Source organism: Salinimicrobium sp. CAU 1759 (genome assembly GCF_054482715.1).
Genome location: NZ_JBTLRK010000002.1, coordinates 92,500 through 111,277, shown reverse-complemented (window position 1 = coordinate 111,277; position 18,778 = coordinate 92,500). Strand labels below are relative to the sequence as shown.

The 18,778-nt window shown below is 41.2% G+C and carries 20 protein-coding genes; 8 read left to right on the top strand and 12 right to left on the bottom strand.

The genetic code is table 11. The annotated features are described in order from the left end of the window. Positions 1–13: 13 nt before the first annotated feature. Entirely contained in the window at positions 14–649 is a 636-nt protein-coding gene (locus tag ACXYMT_RS11550) for a hypothetical protein (protein WP_459059271.1), read from the bottom strand. Positions 650–716: 67 nt separating this feature from the next. Then, a complete protein-coding gene (hisS, locus tag ACXYMT_RS11545) occupies positions 717–2,087 on the bottom strand; it encodes a histidine--tRNA ligase (RefSeq protein WP_459059270.1) in 1,371 nt (456 codons plus the stop codon). 128 nt (positions 2,088–2,215) lie between these two features. Between hisS and ACXYMT_RS11540 the strand changes: the two genes are divergently transcribed. Continuing rightward, the gene (locus ACXYMT_RS11540) at positions 2,216–3,454 is read left to right on the top strand and encodes an ABC transporter permease (protein ID WP_459059269.1); all 1,239 of its coding nucleotides are present in this window, start codon (positions 2,216–2,218) and stop codon (positions 3,452–3,454) included. A gap of 208 nt (positions 3,455–3,662) precedes the next feature. On the opposite strand, the gene ACXYMT_RS11535 is transcribed toward ACXYMT_RS11540, so the two are convergent. The 4 genes from ACXYMT_RS11535 to rpsF all read right to left on the bottom strand — a co-directional run bounded on the left by ACXYMT_RS11535 (position 3,663) and on the right by rpsF (position 5,366). Continuing rightward, positions 3,663–4,139 carry a DUF6495 family protein gene (locus ACXYMT_RS11535; RefSeq protein ID WP_459059268.1) on the bottom strand — a complete coding sequence of 159 codons (477 nt, stop codon included), beginning with the start codon at positions 4,137–4,139 and terminating at the stop codon, positions 3,663–3,665. Between the two features lie 126 nt (positions 4,140–4,265). Beyond that, the gene (gene rplI, locus ACXYMT_RS11530) at positions 4,266–4,715 is read right to left on the bottom strand and encodes a 50S ribosomal protein L9 (protein ID WP_459059267.1); all 450 of its coding nucleotides are present in this window, start codon (positions 4,713–4,715) and stop codon (positions 4,266–4,268) included. Positions 4,716–4,727: 12 nt separating this feature from the next. After that, positions 4,728–5,024: a 30S ribosomal protein S18 gene (rpsR, locus tag ACXYMT_RS11525; protein ID WP_037324607.1), complete on the bottom strand. Its 297-nt coding sequence runs from the start codon at positions 5,022–5,024 to the stop codon at positions 4,728–4,730. Between the two features lie 3 nt (positions 5,025–5,027). After that, positions 5,028–5,366 (bottom strand): 30S ribosomal protein S6, encoded by a 339-nt coding sequence (gene rpsF, locus ACXYMT_RS11520; protein ID WP_029036470.1) that lies wholly within the window; start codon positions 5,364–5,366, stop codon positions 5,028–5,030. 164 nt (positions 5,367–5,530) lie between these two features. Here rpsF and ACXYMT_RS11515 point away from each other — a divergent pair, with 164 nt between their 5' ends. Beyond that, entirely contained in the window at positions 5,531–6,241 is a 711-nt protein-coding gene (locus tag ACXYMT_RS11515) for a LytR/AlgR family response regulator transcription factor (protein ID WP_324721236.1), read from the top strand. Here ACXYMT_RS11515 and priA read toward each other — a convergent pair. The 4 genes from priA to nadC form a co-directional block, all read right to left on the bottom strand. Next, complete coding sequence (priA, locus tag ACXYMT_RS11510) at positions 6,235–8,688, bottom strand: replication restart helicase PriA (RefSeq protein ID WP_459059266.1); 2,454 nt, start codon at positions 8,686–8,688, stop codon at positions 6,235–6,237. The two genes, ACXYMT_RS11515 and priA, sit on opposite strands and share 7 nt — an antisense overlap. Before the next feature lie 97 nt (positions 8,689–8,785). Beyond that, positions 8,786–9,349, bottom strand: coding sequence for a chalcone isomerase family protein (locus tag ACXYMT_RS11505; RefSeq protein ID WP_459059265.1), 564 nt, complete (start codon positions 9,347–9,349; stop codon positions 8,786–8,788). A gap of 33 nt (positions 9,350–9,382) precedes the next feature. Further along, positions 9,383–10,303, bottom strand: a complete 921-nt coding sequence (locus ACXYMT_RS11500; RefSeq protein ID WP_459059264.1) for a YihY/virulence factor BrkB family protein — start codon at positions 10,301–10,303, stop codon at positions 9,383–9,385. 4 nt (positions 10,304–10,307) lie between these two features. Beyond that, positions 10,308–11,165 carry a carboxylating nicotinate-nucleotide diphosphorylase gene (gene nadC / locus ACXYMT_RS11495; protein WP_459059263.1) on the bottom strand — a complete coding sequence of 286 codons (858 nt, stop codon included), beginning with the start codon at positions 11,163–11,165 and terminating at the stop codon, positions 10,308–10,310. A 50-nt stretch (positions 11,166–11,215) separates the two neighbouring features. Between nadC and rlmH the strand changes: the two genes are divergently transcribed. From rlmH to ACXYMT_RS11475, 4 genes are read left to right on the top strand one after another with little or no spacing between them, the layout of a single operon-like run. Then, positions 11,216–11,689 (top strand): 23S rRNA (pseudouridine(1915)-N(3))-methyltransferase RlmH, encoded by a 474-nt coding sequence (gene rlmH, locus ACXYMT_RS11490; protein WP_459059262.1) that lies wholly within the window; start codon positions 11,216–11,218, stop codon positions 11,687–11,689. 6 nt (positions 11,690–11,695) lie between these two features. Next, positions 11,696–12,277, top strand: a complete 582-nt coding sequence (locus ACXYMT_RS11485) for a non-canonical purine NTP diphosphatase (RefSeq protein ID WP_459059261.1) — start codon at positions 11,696–11,698, stop codon at positions 12,275–12,277. Positions 12,278–12,333: 56 nt separating this feature from the next. Further along, positions 12,334–14,160 (top strand): DEAD/DEAH box helicase, encoded by a 1,827-nt coding sequence (locus ACXYMT_RS11480; RefSeq protein WP_459059260.1) that lies wholly within the window; start codon positions 12,334–12,336, stop codon positions 14,158–14,160. Between the two features lie 58 nt (positions 14,161–14,218). Beyond that, a complete protein-coding gene (locus ACXYMT_RS11475; protein WP_459059259.1) occupies positions 14,219–14,974 on the top strand; it encodes a carboxypeptidase-like regulatory domain-containing protein in 756 nt (251 codons plus the stop codon). A 255-nt stretch (positions 14,975–15,229) separates the two neighbouring features. Here the strand turns inward: ACXYMT_RS11475 and ACXYMT_RS11470 are convergent, their stop codons facing one another. Then, the gene (locus ACXYMT_RS11470; RefSeq protein WP_459059258.1) at positions 15,230–15,760 is read right to left on the bottom strand and encodes an SRPBCC family protein; all 531 of its coding nucleotides are present in this window, start codon (positions 15,758–15,760) and stop codon (positions 15,230–15,232) included. Between the two features lie 35 nt (positions 15,761–15,795). Further along, entirely contained in the window at positions 15,796–16,452 is a 657-nt protein-coding gene (locus ACXYMT_RS11465; RefSeq protein WP_459059257.1) for a TrmH family RNA methyltransferase, read from the bottom strand. Between the two features lie 121 nt (positions 16,453–16,573). On the opposite strand from ACXYMT_RS11465, the gene ACXYMT_RS11460 reads away from it, so the two are divergent. Together ACXYMT_RS11460 and purB are read left to right on the top strand one after the other, a co-directional pair. Continuing rightward, the gene (locus tag ACXYMT_RS11460; protein ID WP_459059256.1) at positions 16,574–17,266 is read left to right on the top strand and encodes an SIR2 family NAD-dependent protein deacylase; all 693 of its coding nucleotides are present in this window, start codon (positions 16,574–16,576) and stop codon (positions 17,264–17,266) included. Between the two features lie 67 nt (positions 17,267–17,333). Beyond that, the gene (gene purB / locus ACXYMT_RS11455) at positions 17,334–18,671 is read left to right on the top strand and encodes an adenylosuccinate lyase (RefSeq protein ID WP_459059255.1); all 1,338 of its coding nucleotides are present in this window, start codon (positions 17,334–17,336) and stop codon (positions 18,669–18,671) included. Positions 18,672–18,778 lie beyond the last annotated feature (107 nt).

The following is an 18,778-nucleotide window of genomic DNA, read 5'->3' as shown; positions in this document are numbered from 1 at the left end:
CCCCGAGCTATCTTCAGCTAATTTTTACAAGTCCGTTGATAAGCTGCTGGCTGGCCTCCTTATATTCTTCAACCAGATTTTGAGATGTAAAGGTGATAAATTGAACGGTCCCTGATGCATTGGAATAAAAATATCCCGAATAAGATATCTTCATACCATCCATGGTGCCGTCCAGCTGCAGGTAAAGCACTTTTTGGTCATTCACCATTCGGTACTCCTGCTCTACAATACGAATATCGGGCGCGATCTGTCGGGCATTTTCTATCGCGACATTTTTTAAAGTTTCTAATGGCACCTCAATTTTCTCAGTAATGATCACCCCGTAAAGATCTTCGCCCTTAAGCACTACCTCATATTCGGCATCTTGATTGTCCTTAGACTCACCGAAGGACCATAGCCTGGGATCAAGCCAGAATCCCACATCCATGCGTTTACTCTTAAGTAGAAAAGAAGCACTTTCACTTTTGGTAAATTTCTTAGGATTGATAGGAATAGTCACTGCTTCAGCATCTTCAGCGTTTGCATAAGCATAAGTTCCATCACTATACAACAAGACTTCCTGCCCTGTATCGGTAACTGCGTGGGTTTGGGCCATAAGACCAGAACAAAAGCTAAGGAAGAAGGCTGCAAAGGAAAAAATAGTTTTCATAGTAGTTGGTTAGTTGGAACTACTAATTTAACATTATTTTAAAAGTTTGCAACAGTATGAAAAATCTTTAAATAAGGTGGTTTAGAAGTTCTTCTAAAGTCACAGAAGATTGTTCCCCGCTCTTCATATTCTTCAAAGTGAATTTACTATTCTCCATCTCTTCACCTCCCGCAAGTACCACGAAAGGAATTTCTCTCTTGTTGGCGTGGTTCATTTGCTTCTTCATTTTTGCCTCTTCAGGATAGAGTTCAGCAGCAATTCCGGCGTTACGTAATTGCTTAATAGCCTTTAAGCAGTAGAGACTTTCTTTGTTACCAAAGTTAATGAACAAGGCTTTCACATTTCTTGCCACTGTTTCGGGAAACAGGTCGAGTTCCTCAAGTACCAGGTAGATCCTGTCCAATCCAAATGAAATACCTACGCCACTTACCCCGCTCATTCCAAAAATACCGGTAAGGTCATCATATCTTCCGCCGCCTCCAATTGAACCCATCGCAACACCTTCGGGAGCCGATACTTCAAATATTGCACCCGTGTAATAATTGAGCCCGCGAGCAAGGGTAACATCGAGATCTAATCTAGCCATCCCGAGCTCCAATGCGTTTATCGCATTGTTAATGAATTCCAGCTCCTCAATCCCTTTTTTGCCAATTTCGGAAGTCTCTAAAATATCTTTTAATACCTGAATTTTTTCTGAAAAAGTTCCCTTAAGATCAAATACCCGCTGAATCTTTTGAATAGCTTCTGAAGAAATTCCTTTCTCCTTCATCTCCTTTTTCACTCCTTCTTCGCCTATCTTATCAAGCTTATCAAGAGCTACAGTAAAATCAATGAGCTTATCGGACTCTCCAATAACTTCAGCAAACCCGGAAAGGACCTTCCTGTTGTTGATCTTAATGGTAACACCCTTTAGACCAAGGCTGGTAAAAACAGCATCATACAGCTGGACGAATTCAACCTCCTGCCAAAGGCTATCACTGCCCACTACATCGGCATCACATTGAAAGAACTCTCTAAAACGTCCTTTTTGAGGCCGGTCTGCCCGCCATACCGGCTGGATCTGGTAGCGTTTAAAAGGAAATTCTATTTCATTCCTATGCTGCACTACATACCTGGCAAAAGGAACGGTAAGATCATATCTTAAAGCCTTTTCACTTATGGATGGAGTGATTTTCAGACTATCCTTTTCACTATAAGCTTCTTCATTCGCCTTCTTCAGAAAATCTCCGGAATTAAGGATCTTAAAGATCAATCTATCGCCTTCTTCCCCATATTTTCCCATAAGGGTGTCACTGTTCTCGAAGCTTGGGGTTTCGATAGGCTGAAATCCAAACTTTTCAAACTGCTCTCTAATGCTTTGTATTATAAAGTTCCTTTTTGCTACTTCAGAAGGAGAAAAATCCCGTGTACCTTTGGGAATAGAAGGTTTTTGCGCCATTTTTGATCTAGTTCTTTAAGAAGAGCAAATATCTGAAAAATATAAAGAATGCCGGTATACAGATTTGAAGAGAGTTTCTGTAACAAGAGCAGTTTAATTGCGTCTAACTCCTAAACTGAGAGTTTCTAATGTTTCCACTCCTTAAAGAAAATGTGCGTATTGCGTTCTTTTCAATTAAAAGTCAGGTTCTAAGAACCGTTCTAACGGTATTGATCATAGCAATTGGAATAACTGCGCTTGTGGGTATCTTAAGTGCCGTAGCAGCGCTTGAAAATACAATTACGAGCGATTTTGCCTCTATGGGAAGTAACACTTTTAACCTGCAACGATATGATTCCCAAATTAGGGTCAATGGCGGGGACAGGGATAAGGTCAATCCAATTATTACTTATAGAGAAGTAAAAGACTTTAAGGAGAAGTTCATCTATCCACAAACAGATGTTGCAATTTCCTTTACCGGAACCTCCAGTGCCGAAATAAAATTCGAGAACGACAAGACAGATCCTGAGGCCAGTGTTCTTGGGGTCAATGAGAACTACGTGAACAACTCGGGTCTTACTGTTGAAGAAGGAAGAGATTTCAACATTTTTGATATCGACAATAATAACAATGTAGCCATTATAGGTGCCGATGTTAAGAACGGACTCCTGGAGGGGCTGGATCCGCTGGACAAGATCATTTCTATTCGAGGTGTGAAATTCAGAATTATTGGAGTACTGGAATCCAAGGGGTCCACCTTTGGGAACAACCAGGATCTCAGGGTGCTTATCCCAATACAGGTGGCGCGTTCTATGTTTACCAATCCAAATATCAATTACAACATAAGCGTTAGGATCGAGAACCAGGAAATGTTGGAGGGAGCACAAGATGAGGCCATCATCACCTTTCGCAACGTAAGAGGATTAAGCCCCGTAGAGGAGAACAATTTTGGAATTGCGAAAAGTGATGACCTGCTCAACAGGATCTTTTCTATAACCCAGTACCTCAACATTGCTGCCTGGGCCATCTCCATAATTACCATTTTTGGATCTTCAATTGCTCTTATGAATATTATGCTCGTTTCTGTGAGTGAAAGAACCCGGGAAATTGGGGTACGAAAAGCTTTGGGAGCCAAGAAGAACACCATTGCAATGCAATTCTTCATGGAAACTCTTATTATTGGTCAAATGGGAGGAATAATAGGAATTGTCCTGGGAATAACTATAGGTCTTATAGTCTCAACCTCTGTAGGCTTTGACTTTACAACTCCGTGGGTAGCCATTCTTTGGGCCACCGCTATAACTCTTATTGTGGCGGTTCTTGCCGGCAGTTACCCTGCAGCCAAGGCCGCAAAACAGGATCCTATTGAGTCGCTGCGTTACGAATAAAGTAGGCAACAGGCAGGAATTAGGGGGCAGTTTTTTCTGCTGCAGGTTACAACTGACAGGACCTGGTTTTCCGGAACTCTAAATCACTTTACTACCAACTCAAGACTGCGCACTGCTGACTTAGATTAGTGTTCACGGTTCAGTGATCGGTGATTAATTCTGGCGGGGATATCTTTGTGACAGTCTCCCAACTTTGAACTCTCGACTCCTAACTCAGATTCAGGTGCTTTTCAAAGAACCCATATAGTTCACCTTTTGTGATCACTGCTCCCTGCTGAATTAGTGCAAAAATGTCCTTATTCCTGTCGTCACTTATATTCTTTGCAGAAGTATATAACGAAACTCGATCATCCATTAAATTTTGTTGAAGCCATGCATAACCCTGACGTGTAGTAATGTCTATTGCCTCGTTTTTCACTTCTACTGCGATAAGATTAATGGTTAGTTCGGTAATCTTGAAAAGATAGATCTGGTTTGGAGAAAAATGTTCAAGGTATTCTGCCTTGTTCAGGACCCCTTCCCACACCAGGTCACTAAAGACATCGAGCTCCTGCTCTGCAACCTCAGGTTTATTTGTTTTTATCTCCTCCCACTCATCTCCTGTAATAGATTGAGCTGCAAGAAAATTAATGAACTCCTGATGCAGTTCTTCAAATTGTTCTTTTGTTAATCGGGCGTACTTCATTCTGAGGGTTTGATGTTTAAGGTCTACTTTCTAAAGATCTTTTCGATTGACTATGAACTTTTAACCATTAACCAAATAAAAAGCCCACTCCGTTAGAAGCAGGCTTTTATTATATCTGGTCAGCAATTAAGCTTCTGCTACAACTTCAAAGTTGAAGTTGGAAACAACTTCACGGTGAAACCGCAAAGTAGCTTCATACTGCCCTAAACGCTTAATGTTACCACCTGCAATAGAGATGTACTTCTTCTCGATCTCAACACCTTCTTTTGAAAGTGCTTCAGAAAGATCGGCATTGGTTACAGATCCATAGATCTTATCACCGGCACCTGCTTTTGCAGTAAGTTTAATTTCCAAACCTTGAAGTTTTGCAGCCTGAGCTTTTGCTTCTTCGATTTGCTTTTTCTCTTTATAAGAACGTTGCTTTAAAGTTTCATCCAAAACTTTTCTAGCAGAAGGGGTTGCCAACACAGCAGCACCTTGAGGAATAAGAAAGTTTCTGCCGTATCCTGGTTTTACAGTTACAACATCATCTTTAAATCCTAAATTCTCTACGTCTTTCTTTAATATCAATTCCATAATAGCCCCTTTTTATTTTAGTAAATCGCCAACATAAGGCATTAATGCTAAGTGACGTGCACGCTTAACGGCTACAGCCACTTTCCTTTGATATTTCAAAGAAGTACCGGTCAAACGACGTGGCAAAAGTTTCCCTTGCTCATTCACGAAGCTCATTAAGAAATCAGGGTCTTTGTAATCAATATACTTGATCCCAGATCTTTTGAAACGACAATATTTCTTTGTCTTGCTAGTCTCGATATTAAGAGGAGTAAGATATCTTATCTCTCCGTCTTTCTTTCCTTTAGCTTGTTGTTCAATTGATGACATACCTTACGCTTTTTCTTTGTTTCTGTTTCTTCTCTTTTCAGCCCAGGCCACAGCGTGTTTATCCAACTTCACAGTTAGGTAACGCATCATGCGCTCATCTCTTCTGAATTCTACTTCAAGAGGGTTGATTGCTTCACCGGGAGCAGTGAATTCAAATAAGTGGTAAAAACCACTCTTCTTGTGCTGAATTGGATAAGCTAGTTTTTTTAGCCCCCAGTTCTCTTTTGATATCATCTCGGCACCGTTAGAAACAAGAAAATCTTCGTATTTCTTAACTGTTTCCTTTATCTGGTCATCAGATAAAACGGGATTCAAGATGAAAACAGTTTCATAATGATTCATAAAAAATTTACTTTAAATTAAATTGGCTGCAAAAGTAACATTATTCTTTAATATTACAAAGCTGAAATTTACTAGGTAAACTGCTTCTTTAATCGATGAAATCCATATTTTACTTTTTTTTATAATTTTTTTTAGCTATTATTGCTAGTGCTAACCTTGTTATTGTGGAAGAAGTAATACTTAAATGTGCTGTCGTTGATGATTCCAGCTTGCAAAGGCTTTCTATTGTAAAGCTCATCAAGGACCATCCTAACCTTAAGCTGGTGGCGGAATACAACAATGCCATAGAGACCAAAAATGGCCTATTGGACACCGAAGTAGACCTTATCTTCCTCGATATTGAAATGCCTATTCTTTCCGGCTTTGACCTGCTGGATGACCTTCCAAACAAACCACAGATCATTTTTGTTACCGGAAAAACCAAGTATGCTTTCAAAGCTTTCGACTACGATGCAGTAGATTACCTTCATAAGCCAATTTCCAAAGAGCGTTTTTTGAATGCCGTGTCTAAGGCGATCAACCTATACCGCCTTAAACATGAAGGAGCACCGCCAGAAGATGACAACTATATCTTCGTCAAGAGCAACCTGAAAAATCGTAAGGTTTTTCTGAATAAGCTTAAGTATATCGAAGCTCTGGGAGACTATGTTAAATTTGTGACCGAGAAGGATAATTTTGTAGTTCTTGCAACTATGAAGTCATTTGAAAGCCAGTTACCTTCCAACAAATTTCTTAGGATCCATAAGTCTTACATTGTAAATCTCGACAAAATTGAACGCTATAACAGCCGGAATATTGAGATCGATAAGCAACAGATCCCTTTGAGCAGGCATAAGAAATCTAATCTTATTGAGGCGCTGGCCGCCAATCAATAAGGATCCACGTTTATTACCGTTTTCACCCCTCTGTAAGCTCCTATCGCTTTAAAGCTCTGGAGAATTCTACCTATGACATCTTTTGTTTTGGATAAAGACTGCCCCTGCGGAATCTTTATAAGAATATTCTTGTAATACTCATTCCTGATCCTGGCTACCGGCGGAAATTCCGGACCCAGCACTTTTTCCCTGAAGGTGTTCTTTAATGAGGTCGCCAGCCAGTCGGCACCTTCATTCACTCTTGAATAATCCCTCCCCTTTAAGCTGATCCTGATAAGTCTGTAGAATGGCGGATATTTGTAGTTCCGGCGATCCTCCAGCTGCTCTTTATACATTTCCAGGTAACTATTAGTGGAAACCTGCTGTACTATCTGGTGGTGTGGGTTATATGTCTGGATCAATACCAGTCCTCTTTTCTGGGTTCGCCCTGCTCTACCCGCTACCTGCAACATCAATTGAAAGCTGCGCTCATGCGCTCTAAAATCTGGAAAGTTTAATAGTGTGTCAGCATTCATGATCCCTACCAGCCTCACATTCCGGAAGTCGAGACCTTTTGTGACCATTTGCGTTCCTACCAATATATCTATATCACCAGCCTCGAAAGCCTCTATGATCTTTTCATATCCATATTTTCCGCGGGTAGTATCCTGGTCCATTCTCCCTATCTTGTGATTTGGGAAAAGAGCTTTTAATTCGGTTTCCACCTGTTCGGTACCAAAACCTTTAGTGGAAAGTTCATCACTACCACAAGCCATACATTTTTGTTGCATCGCCATATGATAGCCGCAATAATGGCAGCGAAGCTGATTGTTATGACTGTGGTAAGTGAGACTAACATCACAGTTAGGACATTGCGGCGAATGTCCGCAGGTATTGCATTCGAGAATCGGACTAAAACCACGCCGGTTCTGAAAGAGAATTACCTGCTCATTATTGCTCAAAGTCTCCCTTATCTCTTCCAGCAGCCGGTCAGAGAAGTGACCTGTCATCCGTTTCTTTCGATGCTTTTCTTTAATATCCACAATTTGGATCTCGGGTAAAAGCACATTTCCGTACCGGCGATCCAGATTCACCAAAGCATACTTGGAATGATCGGCATTAAAATAAGATTCCAGGGAAGGAGTCGCCGAGCCCAACAGCACTTTTGCCTTCTGCATCTTACCCAACACAACTGCCACATCACGGGCATGATATCTCGGCGCAGGATCATACTGTTTAAAAGTGGATTCATGCTCCTCATCTACTATGATAAGTCCCAGATCCTGAAATGGAAGAAAAATACTGGAGCGAACTCCAATGACTATTCTGGCGTTCTCTGAATTGCGAAGTACATTTTGATAGACCTCAACCCTTTCATTTACCGAATATTTGCTGTGGTAAATAAGCACCTTTTCCCCAAAGTAGTTCTGAAGCCTCGATATTAGCTGAGCGGTGAGTGCGATCTCCGGCAGCAGATACAACACCTGTTTCCCCTTGGAAATAGCCTCTTCAATGAGTTCTACATAAATTTCTGTCTTGCCCGAAGAGGTGATCCCATGAAGTAGACTAACATCCTGAGTCTTGAAAGCTTTATTTATCTCCTCCAAAGCAGTGCTTTGATGCTCATTCAGTTCAACTCTTCCTGATACCTCCTCCAGATCCGGGTTAAATCTCGAGGTCTCAACTTTCAATTCTTCCAGGACATTCTTATCAATTAAAGCTTTTACAACTCCTGCAGAAGCTCCACTCTTTTTTATGAGATCAGAATGTTTTACTAAAGTATTCCCTTTGGCCGACATTCCAAAAAGGGTAAAAATCACCTCCCTTTGTTTGGGGGCCCGGCTAAGTTCATCCAGCAACTCATGCATTGCGGTTTCTTCTGAAAACCTTTCATGCAGTCTAACATATCTTTCTACCTTCGGCTTATACTGCTCGTAGATCTCCTGGTTTACGACCACCACCTTCTTCTCCACCAGTGCATTGATCACCGGAAGTACAGTTTTCTTATCCAGAAGCTGAATGATCTCATTGATCTTCATGGATGACTGCCTCTGTAAGGCCTCAAAAAGGAGAAATTCATCATCTGTCAGATCTTCATCCCGTACTTCGGCTCCTTTCAAAAGCTGCACAATTGTTTCACTTTCCAGCAGGAAAGCACTTGGTATGGCTGCCCGCAGCACCTCTCCTTCCGTACACATATAATAGGAAGCGATCCAACTCCACAACTTCAGCTGAGCTTCAGTCACCACCGGGTTCTTGTCCAGGATCTGCTCGATAGGCTTGGCCTCATAGATCTCAGGGTCCTTCTGATGCACTTCAGAAACAATTCCCGTATAGATCTTTGACTTTCCGAAGGGAACTGCAACACGCATACCGGGTCTAAGGAATTCTGCTTCATCACTGCTTACGCTGTACGTAAAATGCTTCTCTAGCGGAAGCGGAAGAATAACATTGATGAAAAATGGCATTTTAGAGGCTGGTGTTTGAGACAAAAATAAGAGGAATTACTGCAAAAAAATAAACCATCCTAAAAAGAATGGTTTATTGAATCATATAATATGTCTTTTAGTTTGCGGCTAAAAGGTCATCTTTTAGACCATCATCTGCCGGCCTGTTAGAAAGCCAGATCCCAAAAAGGGCTTTTTTAAACTCCTTTCCTTTCACCACTCCTTTTTCCTTACCATTCTTATAAGCTACGACTCCTTTTCCCGGAATATATACCAGGTCAAAAATGTCATTTTTAGTTATGTCTTCTTTAAAGAAACCAAGGATAGTGTTGATCTCATTTTGAATGGGAGCTGTATTTCCATTTGTGGATTTCTCGAATCCTTCGGTGACCGCTTCTACCATTTTATCACTACTAATAAGTTTGGATACAATGTGCAGTTTTATAGCCATTGGCTTATCCGAATTGAGGATCTCCTGAGCATTTTTATTTTTTTGATCCAGGTAAAGTCCGGCAGCATAAAGGTCGATCCATAGTTTCTCCCTTACTCCGGCTCCATTAAGCTGCAGGGTGTGCTCCTGGAATTTTTGAGTAGCAGGAAGGGTTACACCCCCAACCTTTTTTTGAGCTACCGCAGTCGAGGTTACCACAACAGCCATAAATAACATTAGCAGGTTCTTCATAATTTCTATTTAAGTTTAAGTTTAATTAAAATTTTATTTTCTTCTAAGCTTCATTAGGGAAGCATTGAGTTCAAAACCGAGCAGCAATATATTAGAATTTATCCATATGTAGAACATTAAGATCAACAATGCCCCAATTGAACCATATAGTTCGTTGTAAGATGAAAAATTCTCAATATACAATCCAAATAAATAAGTATTCAATAAAATAAAGATCGTACAAAAGACAGATCCTATTGAAAAGAAGCGGCTAAGCCTGCTTTCCTTGGTTCCAAAATAATACAAAGTGGCAACAGCCAAATAGATCATAGCGGCGAATATCACATACCTCCCAATATTTGCCCAAACTACTGCATCATTTACTACCTGCAGCATTTTGAGATCTTCGGTAAGATAGGTGAGATAAACCCACACTACCACAGTTATAAGCAATAACAGCGCCAGAATTAAAGAAACCCCTACAGCTATAACATATTGCCTTATTATGGAACGGTTTTTCTTGGTGTGATAGGAGAATTCAAAGCCGGTAAATACAGCATTGACTCCATTCGCCATCAAGAAAATAGACAAGAGGAACACAAGGGAAAGAAGTCCTCCTCTTTTTCTTGCTGCAATATCGTAGAAGATATCATTAAAAAATTCGCTGGTCTCCGGTGGCAACAGGGAGTCAATAAAGGCAAGAAACTCTAACTGAAAATCATCTATAAAATTAATGAACGGAATAAGGTTGAGAATGAATAGCAAAAAGGGAAAAAGCGCCATAAAAAAGCTGAATGAAATGGCACTGGCCCTTGCTGAAAATGTCCCTTTCACCAGTCCGGCGTAGAAAATAATGTACAGATCAAAAAGAGAAAGTCCCTCCAGCCCCGGAAGAATGATCTTCTTTGCCCGGCTGGTCCACCAATAGGTGAAACCTTCCTTTTTCTTTGTACTTGTTGTTTCGCCGTTGCTCATTAAATCAAACAGCCTTTAAGCTGAGGTCGAGGTTGTGGACTGAGTGAGTCAACGCACCACTCGAGATGAAATCTACTCCACACTCTGCATATTTTCTTGCAGTTTCCAGAGTTATACCTCCACTCGATTCGGTTTCACATCGCCCATTGATAAGGGTCACTGCCTCCCGCGTATCATCATAATTAAAGTTATCGAGCAAGATCCTATCCACTCCTCCCGCTTTCAAAATTTGCCGGATCTCGTTGATGTTCCTGGCTTCAACAATGATCTTTAGGTCCAGATTTTTATCTTCCAGGTATTTGCGCGTTTTCGCTATTGCTGTCTCTATTCCACCCGCAAAATCAATATGGTTATCCTTAAGCATGATCATGTCGTAAAGAGCGAACCTATGGTTTTCTCCGCCACCTATCTTCACGGCCCATTTTTCCAGTGCCCTAATCCCCGGTGTAGTTTTTCGGGTGTCGAGAATTTTGGTGCTTGTACCTTCCAGCCTATCTGCAAAAGTGCGTGTTTTGGTTGCAATGGCACTCATTCTCTGCATGGCATTAAGTACGAGGCGTTCGGCTTTAAGAATAGACTGGGAAGCCCCTTCAACGTAGAAAATTATATCTCTGGGTTTAATCCGGCTGCCGTCCTGAACCAAAACTTCCACTTTCATATCGGGATCTACTTTTTTAAAAACCTGCTTGGCAAATTCTACACCTGCAACAATTCCGTTATCTTTCACCAGAAGTTTAGCTCTCCCCCTTGCTTCTAAAGGAATACAGGCCAGCGAACTGTGATCTCCCTCGCCTACGTCCTCTCTTAACGCATTTTCAATAATTATTTCAATTTCCTTTTCAAATTGTTCTTTTGAAATCATTGCAGTGCCTATTTTTGCTAAAGTTACAAAGTAAACACTTAAATTTCATCATGACCATAAAATTGCTGACGATAGGAAAAACCGATGATTCTGCCCTGCAAAAACTCATTGACACCTACGTCAACAGACTTGGACACTACAATAAATTTGAGCTGGAGATCCTTCCAGATCTAAAAAGGACAAAAAATCTTTCTGTGGACCAGCAAAAATCTGCGGAAGGAAAATTAATAATTGACAAGCTCAATACTTCAGATTTTGTGGTGCTGCTGGATGAAAACGGAAAACAATTTTCTTCTGAAGGCTTTTCCGAATATATTCAGAAGCGGCTTAACAGCGGAATGAAGCAGCTCATCTTCATCATTGGCGGCCCCTATGGTTTTTCAGAAGAAGTTTATTCCCGGGCCAACGGGAAGTTATCCCTCTCAAAAATGACATTTTCACACCAGATGGTTCGGCTGTTCTTTGTAGAACAATTATACCGGGCCTTCACCATTCTTCGGAATGAACCTTATCACCACAAATAGAATTCAATGAAGCTAGTATTTGCCACCAATAACAAGAACAAGATCAAAGAAGTTCAGGCGCTAATGCCTGAAAGGATCCAACTGCTTTCGCTGGAAGAAATCGGCTGCAATAAAGACATTCCTGAGACCTCACCAACTATAGAAGGGAACGCAATTCAGAAGGCAAAATATGTAAAAGAAAAGTATGGCTATGATTGCTTTGCCGATGACACGGGACTTGAAGTAGAAGCTTTAGAGGGTGCTCCGGGAGTTTACTCGGCCCGGTATGCTGGGGAGGCAAAAGACAGCAACGCCAACATGGAAAAACTACTCCATGAACTTCAGGGAAAAAAAGATCGCAGCGCCCGTTTTAAAACGGTCATTGCACTTCATCTTGATAGTAAGCTCCATACCTTTAACGGAATTTGCTCCGGAAACATCATTTTTGAGAGGAAAGGGCTACAAGGCTTTGGCTATGATCCTGTGTTTCAACCAGAAGGAAAAGAGGTGACATTCGCCGAAATGAGCCTGGAAGAAAAATCCCAAATAAGTCACCGTGCACGCGCAACCCGCCAGCTCATTGACTTTTTGTCCTCTTTAAGCCATTAAATATAAATGTAATAAGCTGCCAAGTAATCCTTACCTTTGCCGCTTATTAGATATGTATGAATAAATTTGAACAATTAGGATTGAATGACGCCCTGTTACAGGCAATTAATGACATGGGGTTTGAAACTCCAAGTGAAGTACAGGAAAAATCGATCCCAATTTTATTGCAGGAGGACACAGATATGGTGGCCCTTGCACAAACCGGAACCGGAAAGACCGCAGCATTTGGTTTTCCGCTAATCCAAAAGATTGATGTAAACAGTAGAAAGACTCAGGGCCTTATTCTTTCTCCAACCCGTGAGTTGTGTTTGCAAATTACCAACGAATTAAAGAATTACTCCAAATATTTTAAGGGCCTAAATACTGTAGCGATCTACGGGGGAGCCAGTATAACAGATCAAGCTTCGCAGATCAAAAAAGGAGCACAGATCATTGTTGCGACCCCCGGGCGTATGCAAGACATGGTCAACAGAAGACTTGTTGACATTTCGGCCATTGAATATTGTGTTCTCGATGAGGCAGATGAAATGTTGAACATGGGATTCTATGAGGATATTACAGAGATCCTTTCCCATACTCCTTCTGAAAAAAGCACCTGGTTGTTTTCGGCTACTATGCCTAAAGAAGTTGCAACCATTGCCAAGAAATTTATGCGTACTCCTGTGGAGATCACCGTGGGTACAAAGAATATGGGAACCTCAAATGTTTCGCACGAATATTTTGTAGTTAATGCCCGAGACCGTTATTCGGCTTTAAAAAGACTGGCAGATGCAAATCCCGATATATTTTCGGTGATCTTCTGTCGTACAAAGCGTGACACTCAAAAAGTAGCAGAACAGTTAATTGAAGACGGTTACAACGCTGCAGCCCTTCACGGGGATTTGAGTCAAAACCAGCGTGACCTGGTGATGAAAAGCTTTAGGGCTAGACAAATACAGATGCTGGTAGCTACAGATGTTGCTGCCCGTGGAATTGATGTTGATGACATAACGCATGTTATCAACTACCAGTTGCCCGATGAAATTGAAACCTACACGCACCGTAGTGGTCGTACAGGAAGAGCCGGTAAAAGCGGTGTTTCTATGGTGATCGTTTCTAAAAGTGAGGTGCGAAAGATCAAGAATATTGAGCGCATCATTGGTCAATCATTCGAGAAAAAAGAAATCCCTGATGGTAGAGAGATCTGCGAAGTTCAGTTGTTCCACCTTGCCAGCGAAATAAGCAAAACGGAGATCAACCACGAGATCGACAAATACCTCCCAAGCATTTCTGAACTTTTTGAAGGACTTTCTAAGGAAGAACTACTGAAAAAATTCTTCTCGGTTGAATTTACAAGATTCTTCAACTACTATAAAAATGCTCAGGATCTAAATGCAAAAGGATCGAATGAAGTTTTCGAAGATGATGGAGACAGCACCAGGTTCTTTATTAATGTAGGTGCAAAAGATGATTTCGATTGGATGAGTCTAAAGGATTTCCTAAAGGCTACTCTAGACCTTGGAAGAGACGACGTAAACCGTGTAGAGGTTAAAGACAGCTTCTCCTTCTTTAACGTTGACAGCTCAAAAGCCGAAGAAGTTCTAAAAGTATTTCAGGATTTCAAGCACCAGGGACGCCATATCAATGTGGAGATCACCAAGAAAAGCGCCGGCAAAGAACGCAGCGGCGGAAGAAAAGGTGGTTTTAAAGGAAAAGATAAAGGAGGTCGCAGTTTTGATAAACCCAAAGGAGCAGATAAAGGCCGCAGAAGGTCTGCTGATGCGCCTTCCGGAGGAAGAAGAAGATCATCTGATGCAGGAACCGGCGGACGCAAGGGAAAGAAGAGCGGTGGCCGCAGCAGCAGCATTGAAAGTTCCATTAAAAGAAGAAGGTCAAAAAAATAGAGTTTTTGATGTTTTTGGTACAGTTTTCCCGAAGGAAAAGAGAAGCTTAAATTGTAAAATGAAAAAAGTTTTAATCCCCCTGTTCTTATTTTTGGGTTTAATGGCTTTTGGCCAGGAATCTACAGTGGTCACAGGGAAAGTTCTTAACGCGGCCAACGATGTACCTATTGAAAATGCACATATTGTGAATCTCAATCAGGTTATAGGTGCCGTTTCCGGGGAAGAAGGAAAATTTGAAATTAAGGCCGAGGTGAATGATACATTGTATTTTTCCTACCTCGGTTTTAAATCCATAAGGGTAAGAGTTACAAATGACTGGCTTAAATACGGGGAGGTAAAGGTCAAAATGACCGAACTTGGTATAGCTTTGGAAGAAGTTGTAGTGAGTCCGATCCAGCTAACCGGTTACCTGGAGATCGATGCCAAGAACATTCCTATTTATGAAAATTACCGTTACAGTATCTCCGGACTTAACCAGGGATATGAAGGTGGTGAGTATAGCCCAAATGCTGTTTCAAGGGTTCTAGGTGCTGTTTTTAATCCGGCAGATGCTCTTTACAATATCTTTGGTCAACAACCAAAGCAGATGAAGAAGCTAAGGGAAATGAAACAGGATGATGAAATAAGGAATCTTTTACAAAGCAAATTTGACCGGCAAACTCTTATGGCTGTTCTGGGAATCAACAGGATGGATATAGATGAAGTGCTGAGACGGTGCAACTACTCTACAGACTTCATAAATTCTGCCAACGATCTTCAGATCCTGGATGCCATGAGCGGTTGTTATGAAGAATACAAGGTCCTTAACCGCTAGAAATAAAATTAAAAAGTTTAAGGTGCTTAAAATTACACTTTTAGGCACCTTTTTTTATTTCAAATTTTCGCACCAGTTAAGCCTTTTTTTAAAAAAAAAGGAAGACAGATGTTATTTTCAAAAAGGGAAACCCAGGGCTAGTCCTTGAAATTTCGCACCTGGAATTTGTTACTCAGAAATTGTTTCCTGGAGTTTGGTGCTTGCAAATTCGCACTTGGAATTTGGTGCTTGGAATTTGGCACTTGGAACTAAATGCTACTTATTTCTCTCGAGATGAGTTTTTAGATTATATAGTCCGGTCTCAAAATCTTTCCCCAGGGCACGTTCCATTCCGTAAAACAGCATTACTACAGATGCTGGGAATTTATGGGAGCCTTTGACTCCCCACACCATTTTTGTGCGATCGGGCTCGACTTCCTTGACAGCCATATAGTTTAAGGAAAGGGATTTGTAAGGCTTAATGAACAAAAGCTGGGTCTCCAATACCTTGCCTTCTTTCACTTTTATGATCTTTTGAATGCCTTCAATATTATTGCTTCCTTTCCAATAAGACGCTGCTCCCACCTTTCCATCTTCACCTTTGTAACGTATCACTACTTTTGGGTCATTGATGTACCAGGGCATCCAAAAGGGTTGTTTTTTAAGCTGTCTTATAAAGGCATAAACTTCAGCTTTTGGACGGTTAATGACAACTGTACGGCTAAGATTGTACTCCTTCTTTGCCCATGCGTGCAGGAATGCGATGAAGGTAATAATGCCAATAACAACATAAAAGAAAAGAGTCATGTTATTCTGTTAGGGGGACCTAAATGTAAATAAATTTATTGTGATGCCTTAAAGCGGTCAATTATTTCCACGGAATTTTTCAAAGTTTTTTTAGCCCAGGCAATTCGCTTAAGAATTTGGTCTTCTTCTGAAAGTCTCCATGGCAGATCACTATTTCTAAGTCTTGAGGTAACATCCTGAAGGATAATCGCTGCCGAAACTGAAATATTCAGGCTCTCGGTAAATCCCACCATGGGGATCTGTAAAAACTCATCTGCCTGCTGCATCACCTCCTCAGATAATCCGTCGGTTTCAGTTCCAAAGAAAAATGCTGCTTTTTGCGAAATATTAAAATCCTGAAGCATTTTTCCCTTATGAGGTGAGGTTGCCACTATCCTGTAACCTTGCTTCCGCAGTGCAGCAATAGAATCAGCCGTTGATGTGTAGCGATTGATATCCACCCATTTTTGTGCCCCCATGGCGATCTCCCGGTCTATCTTCTTAACGTTCACCTCCTCCACCACGTGAACATTCTGGATCCCGAATACATCACAGCTGCGAATTACCGCACTGGTATTATGAAGCTGATAAACATCCTGGGTGGCAACAGTAAAAAAATTTGTGCGCTGGGCGATCACCTTTTTAAAAAGTTCCTTTCTCCTGTCGGTTAAAAAGGATTCCAGGTAATCCAGCAATTGAAGCTTCTCTTCCATGGCAGCGAAATTAGGAAATCCTCTTTGATTTTAGCCTTTGTGGGACCTCAGGAAATCCTCTCTTGCAATTATGAATTCTGAAGAAATCTCTTTAAATTTTCAGAAGAAATTTTTGTAAAATATGAAAAAAGTAGTAGTACTCACCGGAGCCGGTATAAGTGCCGAAAGCGGATTAAGCACCTTTAGAGATGCCGATGGTCTTTGGGAAGGTCACGATGTAATGCAGGTAGCCTCTCCTATTGGCTGGGAGCAGAATCGCGAGCTGGTGCTGGATTTCTACAACCAAAGAAGGCGGCAGTTAAAGGAAGTTGAGCCAAATAGTGCTCATAAAGCGCTTAAGGATCTGGAAAGAGAGTATGAAGTTCATATTATTACTCAAAATGTTGACGACCTGCATGAGCGGGCAGGCAGCAAGAACGTGCTTCATTTACACGGGGAATTAAGAAAAGTGCGCAGTACTTTCGATGAAAACCTCATACTAGACTGGGAGGATGATCTTAATGAAGGGGATTTTTGTGAGCACAATCACCAGTTAAGACCACATGTAGTGTGGTTTGGAGAAGGAGTTCCCATGATGGAGCCGGCCATGGAGATTACCGGGCAGGCCGATATTCTTATGATCGTTGGAACTTCTATGCAGGTGTATCCCGCAGCAGGATTGCTCTACTATGCACCCGAAGATATTCCCGTTTACTTTATCGATCCAAAACCATCTACCCAGGAAACCAGGAAGCTAAAAGTCTTTGCTGAAAAAGCATCTACAGGAGTTCCCCGAATTGTACAGGAGCTACTGGAAGAGGCCCATAAAAACTAAGGAATAATTACTTTTCAGGGTTTGGACGTAAACTGTATCTTTAGCCTTTAATTTTTAACAGACTTTCATGAGCTCTCTTAAGGCTATATCTCCCATCGATGGCAGGTACTTTTCAAAGACCCAACAACTGGTGGATTACTTTAGTGAACAGGCCCTAATAAAATATCGGGTACGGGTAGAAATAGAATATTTTATTTCTTTGGCCGAACACGGTCTACCTCAACTCAAATCTATATCGGATTCCACATTTACAGACCTCCGCGCGATCTATAATAATTTTTCTACCGAAGAGGCTCTGGAAATAAAGGAAATCGAGAAGACTACAAATCATGACGTAAAGGCTGTAGAATACTTTATCAAAAATAAGTTCGACAACCTTCAGCTTTCAGAATACAAAGAATTCATACATTTTGGCCTTACCTCTCAGGACATTAACAACACTGCCGTTCCTTTGAGTATAAAGGAAGCCCTGGAAAACGTTTACCACCCACAACTCGATGCTCTTGTAGAAAAACTGGAGCAACTGGCTGCAGATTGGAAAGACATTCCTATGCTGGCAAGAACTCACGGCCAGCCGGCCTCTCCCACCCGCTTAGGGAAAGAGATAAAAGTATTTGTAGTGAGGTTGAAAGAGCAGATCAAATTCCTTCAGGATATACCGCACGCAGCTAAATTTGGTGGTGCTACCGGGAACTTCAATGCTCATAAAGTGGCTTATCCAGACATTAACTGGAGAAGCTTCGGAAAAGATTTTGTAGAAGGCTCACTGGGCCTCCACCATTCTTTTCCCACCACTCAAATAGAACATTACGACCATATGGCATCCCTTTTTGATGCCCTAAAAAGAATAAATACGATAATTCTTGATCTTGATAAGGATATCTGGTCCTATGTTTCCATGGATTATTTTAAACAGAAGATCAAAAAGGGAGAGGTAGGATCATCGGCTATGCCGCACAAGGTCAATCCAATTGATTTTGAAAACAGTGAAGGAAATTTAGGTATTGCAAATGCCCTTTTTGAGCACCTATCAGCAAAGCTTCCTGTGAGCAGGCTTCAACGTGACCTTACAGACAGTACAGTGTTGCGTACCATAGGAGTGCCCTTTGGTCACACACTAATAGGCTTCTCCTCAACCCTTAAAGGTCTTAATAAATTGCTGCTGAACGAAGCCAAACTCGACGAAGACCTTGAAAATAATTGGGCTGTAGTGGCCGAAGCTATTCAAACCATCCTAAGAAGGGAAGGTTATCCCAATCCTTATGAAGCTTTAAAAGGGCTCACAAGAACAAACGAAAAGATTAATCGAAATAGCATAGGAGAATTTATCGGACAACTGGATGTTTCCGAAGAAATTAAACAGGAGCTGCGGCAGATCACGCCACAGAATTACACGGGAATTTAAAAAGTTTTCAGTGATCAGTGTTCAGTGGCAATAAATTTTCTGAAGTTACCAATTTTAGAATGTTCATCCAGAATTAAAAAATAAGGCCCCAAAAATGACATTTTTGA

Excerpts from the sequence above, each read along its gene's own strand:
- ACXYMT_RS11535 (WP_459059268.1), bottom strand. The coding sequence starts at position 4,139 with ATGAAGTACGCCCGATTAACAAAAGAACAATTTGAAGAACTGCATCAG.
- rlmH (WP_459059262.1), top strand. The coding sequence starts at position 11,216 with ATGACCATAAAATTGCTGACGATAGGAAAAACCGATGATTCTGCCCTG.
- ACXYMT_RS11500 (WP_459059264.1), bottom strand. The coding sequence starts at position 10,303 with ATGAGCAACGGCGAAACAACAAGTACAAAGAAAAAGGAAGGTTTCACC.
- ACXYMT_RS11465 (WP_459059257.1), bottom strand. The coding sequence starts at position 16,452 with ATGGAAGAGAAGCTTCAATTGCTGGATTACCTGGAATCCTTTTTAACC.
- nadC (WP_459059263.1), bottom strand. The coding sequence starts at position 11,165 with ATGATTTCAAAAGAACAATTTGAAAAGGAAATTGAAATAATTATTGAA.
- rpsF (WP_029036470.1), bottom strand. The coding sequence starts at position 5,366 with ATGAATCATTATGAAACTGTTTTCATCTTGAATCCCGTTTTATCTGAT.
- ACXYMT_RS11460 (WP_459059256.1), top strand. The coding sequence starts at position 16,574 with ATGAAAAAAGTAGTAGTACTCACCGGAGCCGGTATAAGTGCCGAAAGC.
- priA (WP_459059266.1), bottom strand. The coding sequence starts at position 8,688 with ATGCCATTTTTCATCAATGTTATTCTTCCGCTTCCGCTAGAGAAGCAT.
- ACXYMT_RS11480 (WP_459059260.1), top strand. The coding sequence starts at position 12,334 with ATGAATAAATTTGAACAATTAGGATTGAATGACGCCCTGTTACAGGCA.
- ACXYMT_RS11475 (WP_459059259.1), top strand. The coding sequence starts at position 14,219 with ATGAAAAAAGTTTTAATCCCCCTGTTCTTATTTTTGGGTTTAATGGCT.
- ACXYMT_RS11470 (WP_459059258.1), bottom strand. The coding sequence starts at position 15,760 with ATGACTCTTTTCTTTTATGTTGTTATTGGCATTATTACCTTCATCGCA.
- ACXYMT_RS11550 (WP_459059271.1), bottom strand. The coding sequence starts at position 649 with ATGAAAACTATTTTTTCCTTTGCAGCCTTCTTCCTTAGCTTTTGTTCT.
- hisS (WP_459059270.1), bottom strand. The coding sequence starts at position 2,087 with ATGGCGCAAAAACCTTCTATTCCCAAAGGTACACGGGATTTTTCTCCT.
- rplI (WP_459059267.1), bottom strand. The coding sequence starts at position 4,715 with ATGGAATTGATATTAAAGAAAGACGTAGAGAATTTAGGATTTAAAGAT.
- ACXYMT_RS11505 (WP_459059265.1), bottom strand. The coding sequence starts at position 9,349 with ATGAAGAACCTGCTAATGTTATTTATGGCTGTTGTGGTAACCTCGACT.
- purB (WP_459059255.1), top strand. The coding sequence starts at position 17,334 with ATGAGCTCTCTTAAGGCTATATCTCCCATCGATGGCAGGTACTTTTCA.
- rpsR (WP_037324607.1), bottom strand. The coding sequence starts at position 5,024 with ATGTCATCAATTGAACAACAAGCTAAAGGAAAGAAAGACGGAGAGATA.
- ACXYMT_RS11540 (WP_459059269.1), top strand. The coding sequence starts at position 2,216 with ATGTTTCCACTCCTTAAAGAAAATGTGCGTATTGCGTTCTTTTCAATT.
- ACXYMT_RS11485 (WP_459059261.1), top strand. The coding sequence starts at position 11,696 with ATGAAGCTAGTATTTGCCACCAATAACAAGAACAAGATCAAAGAAGTT.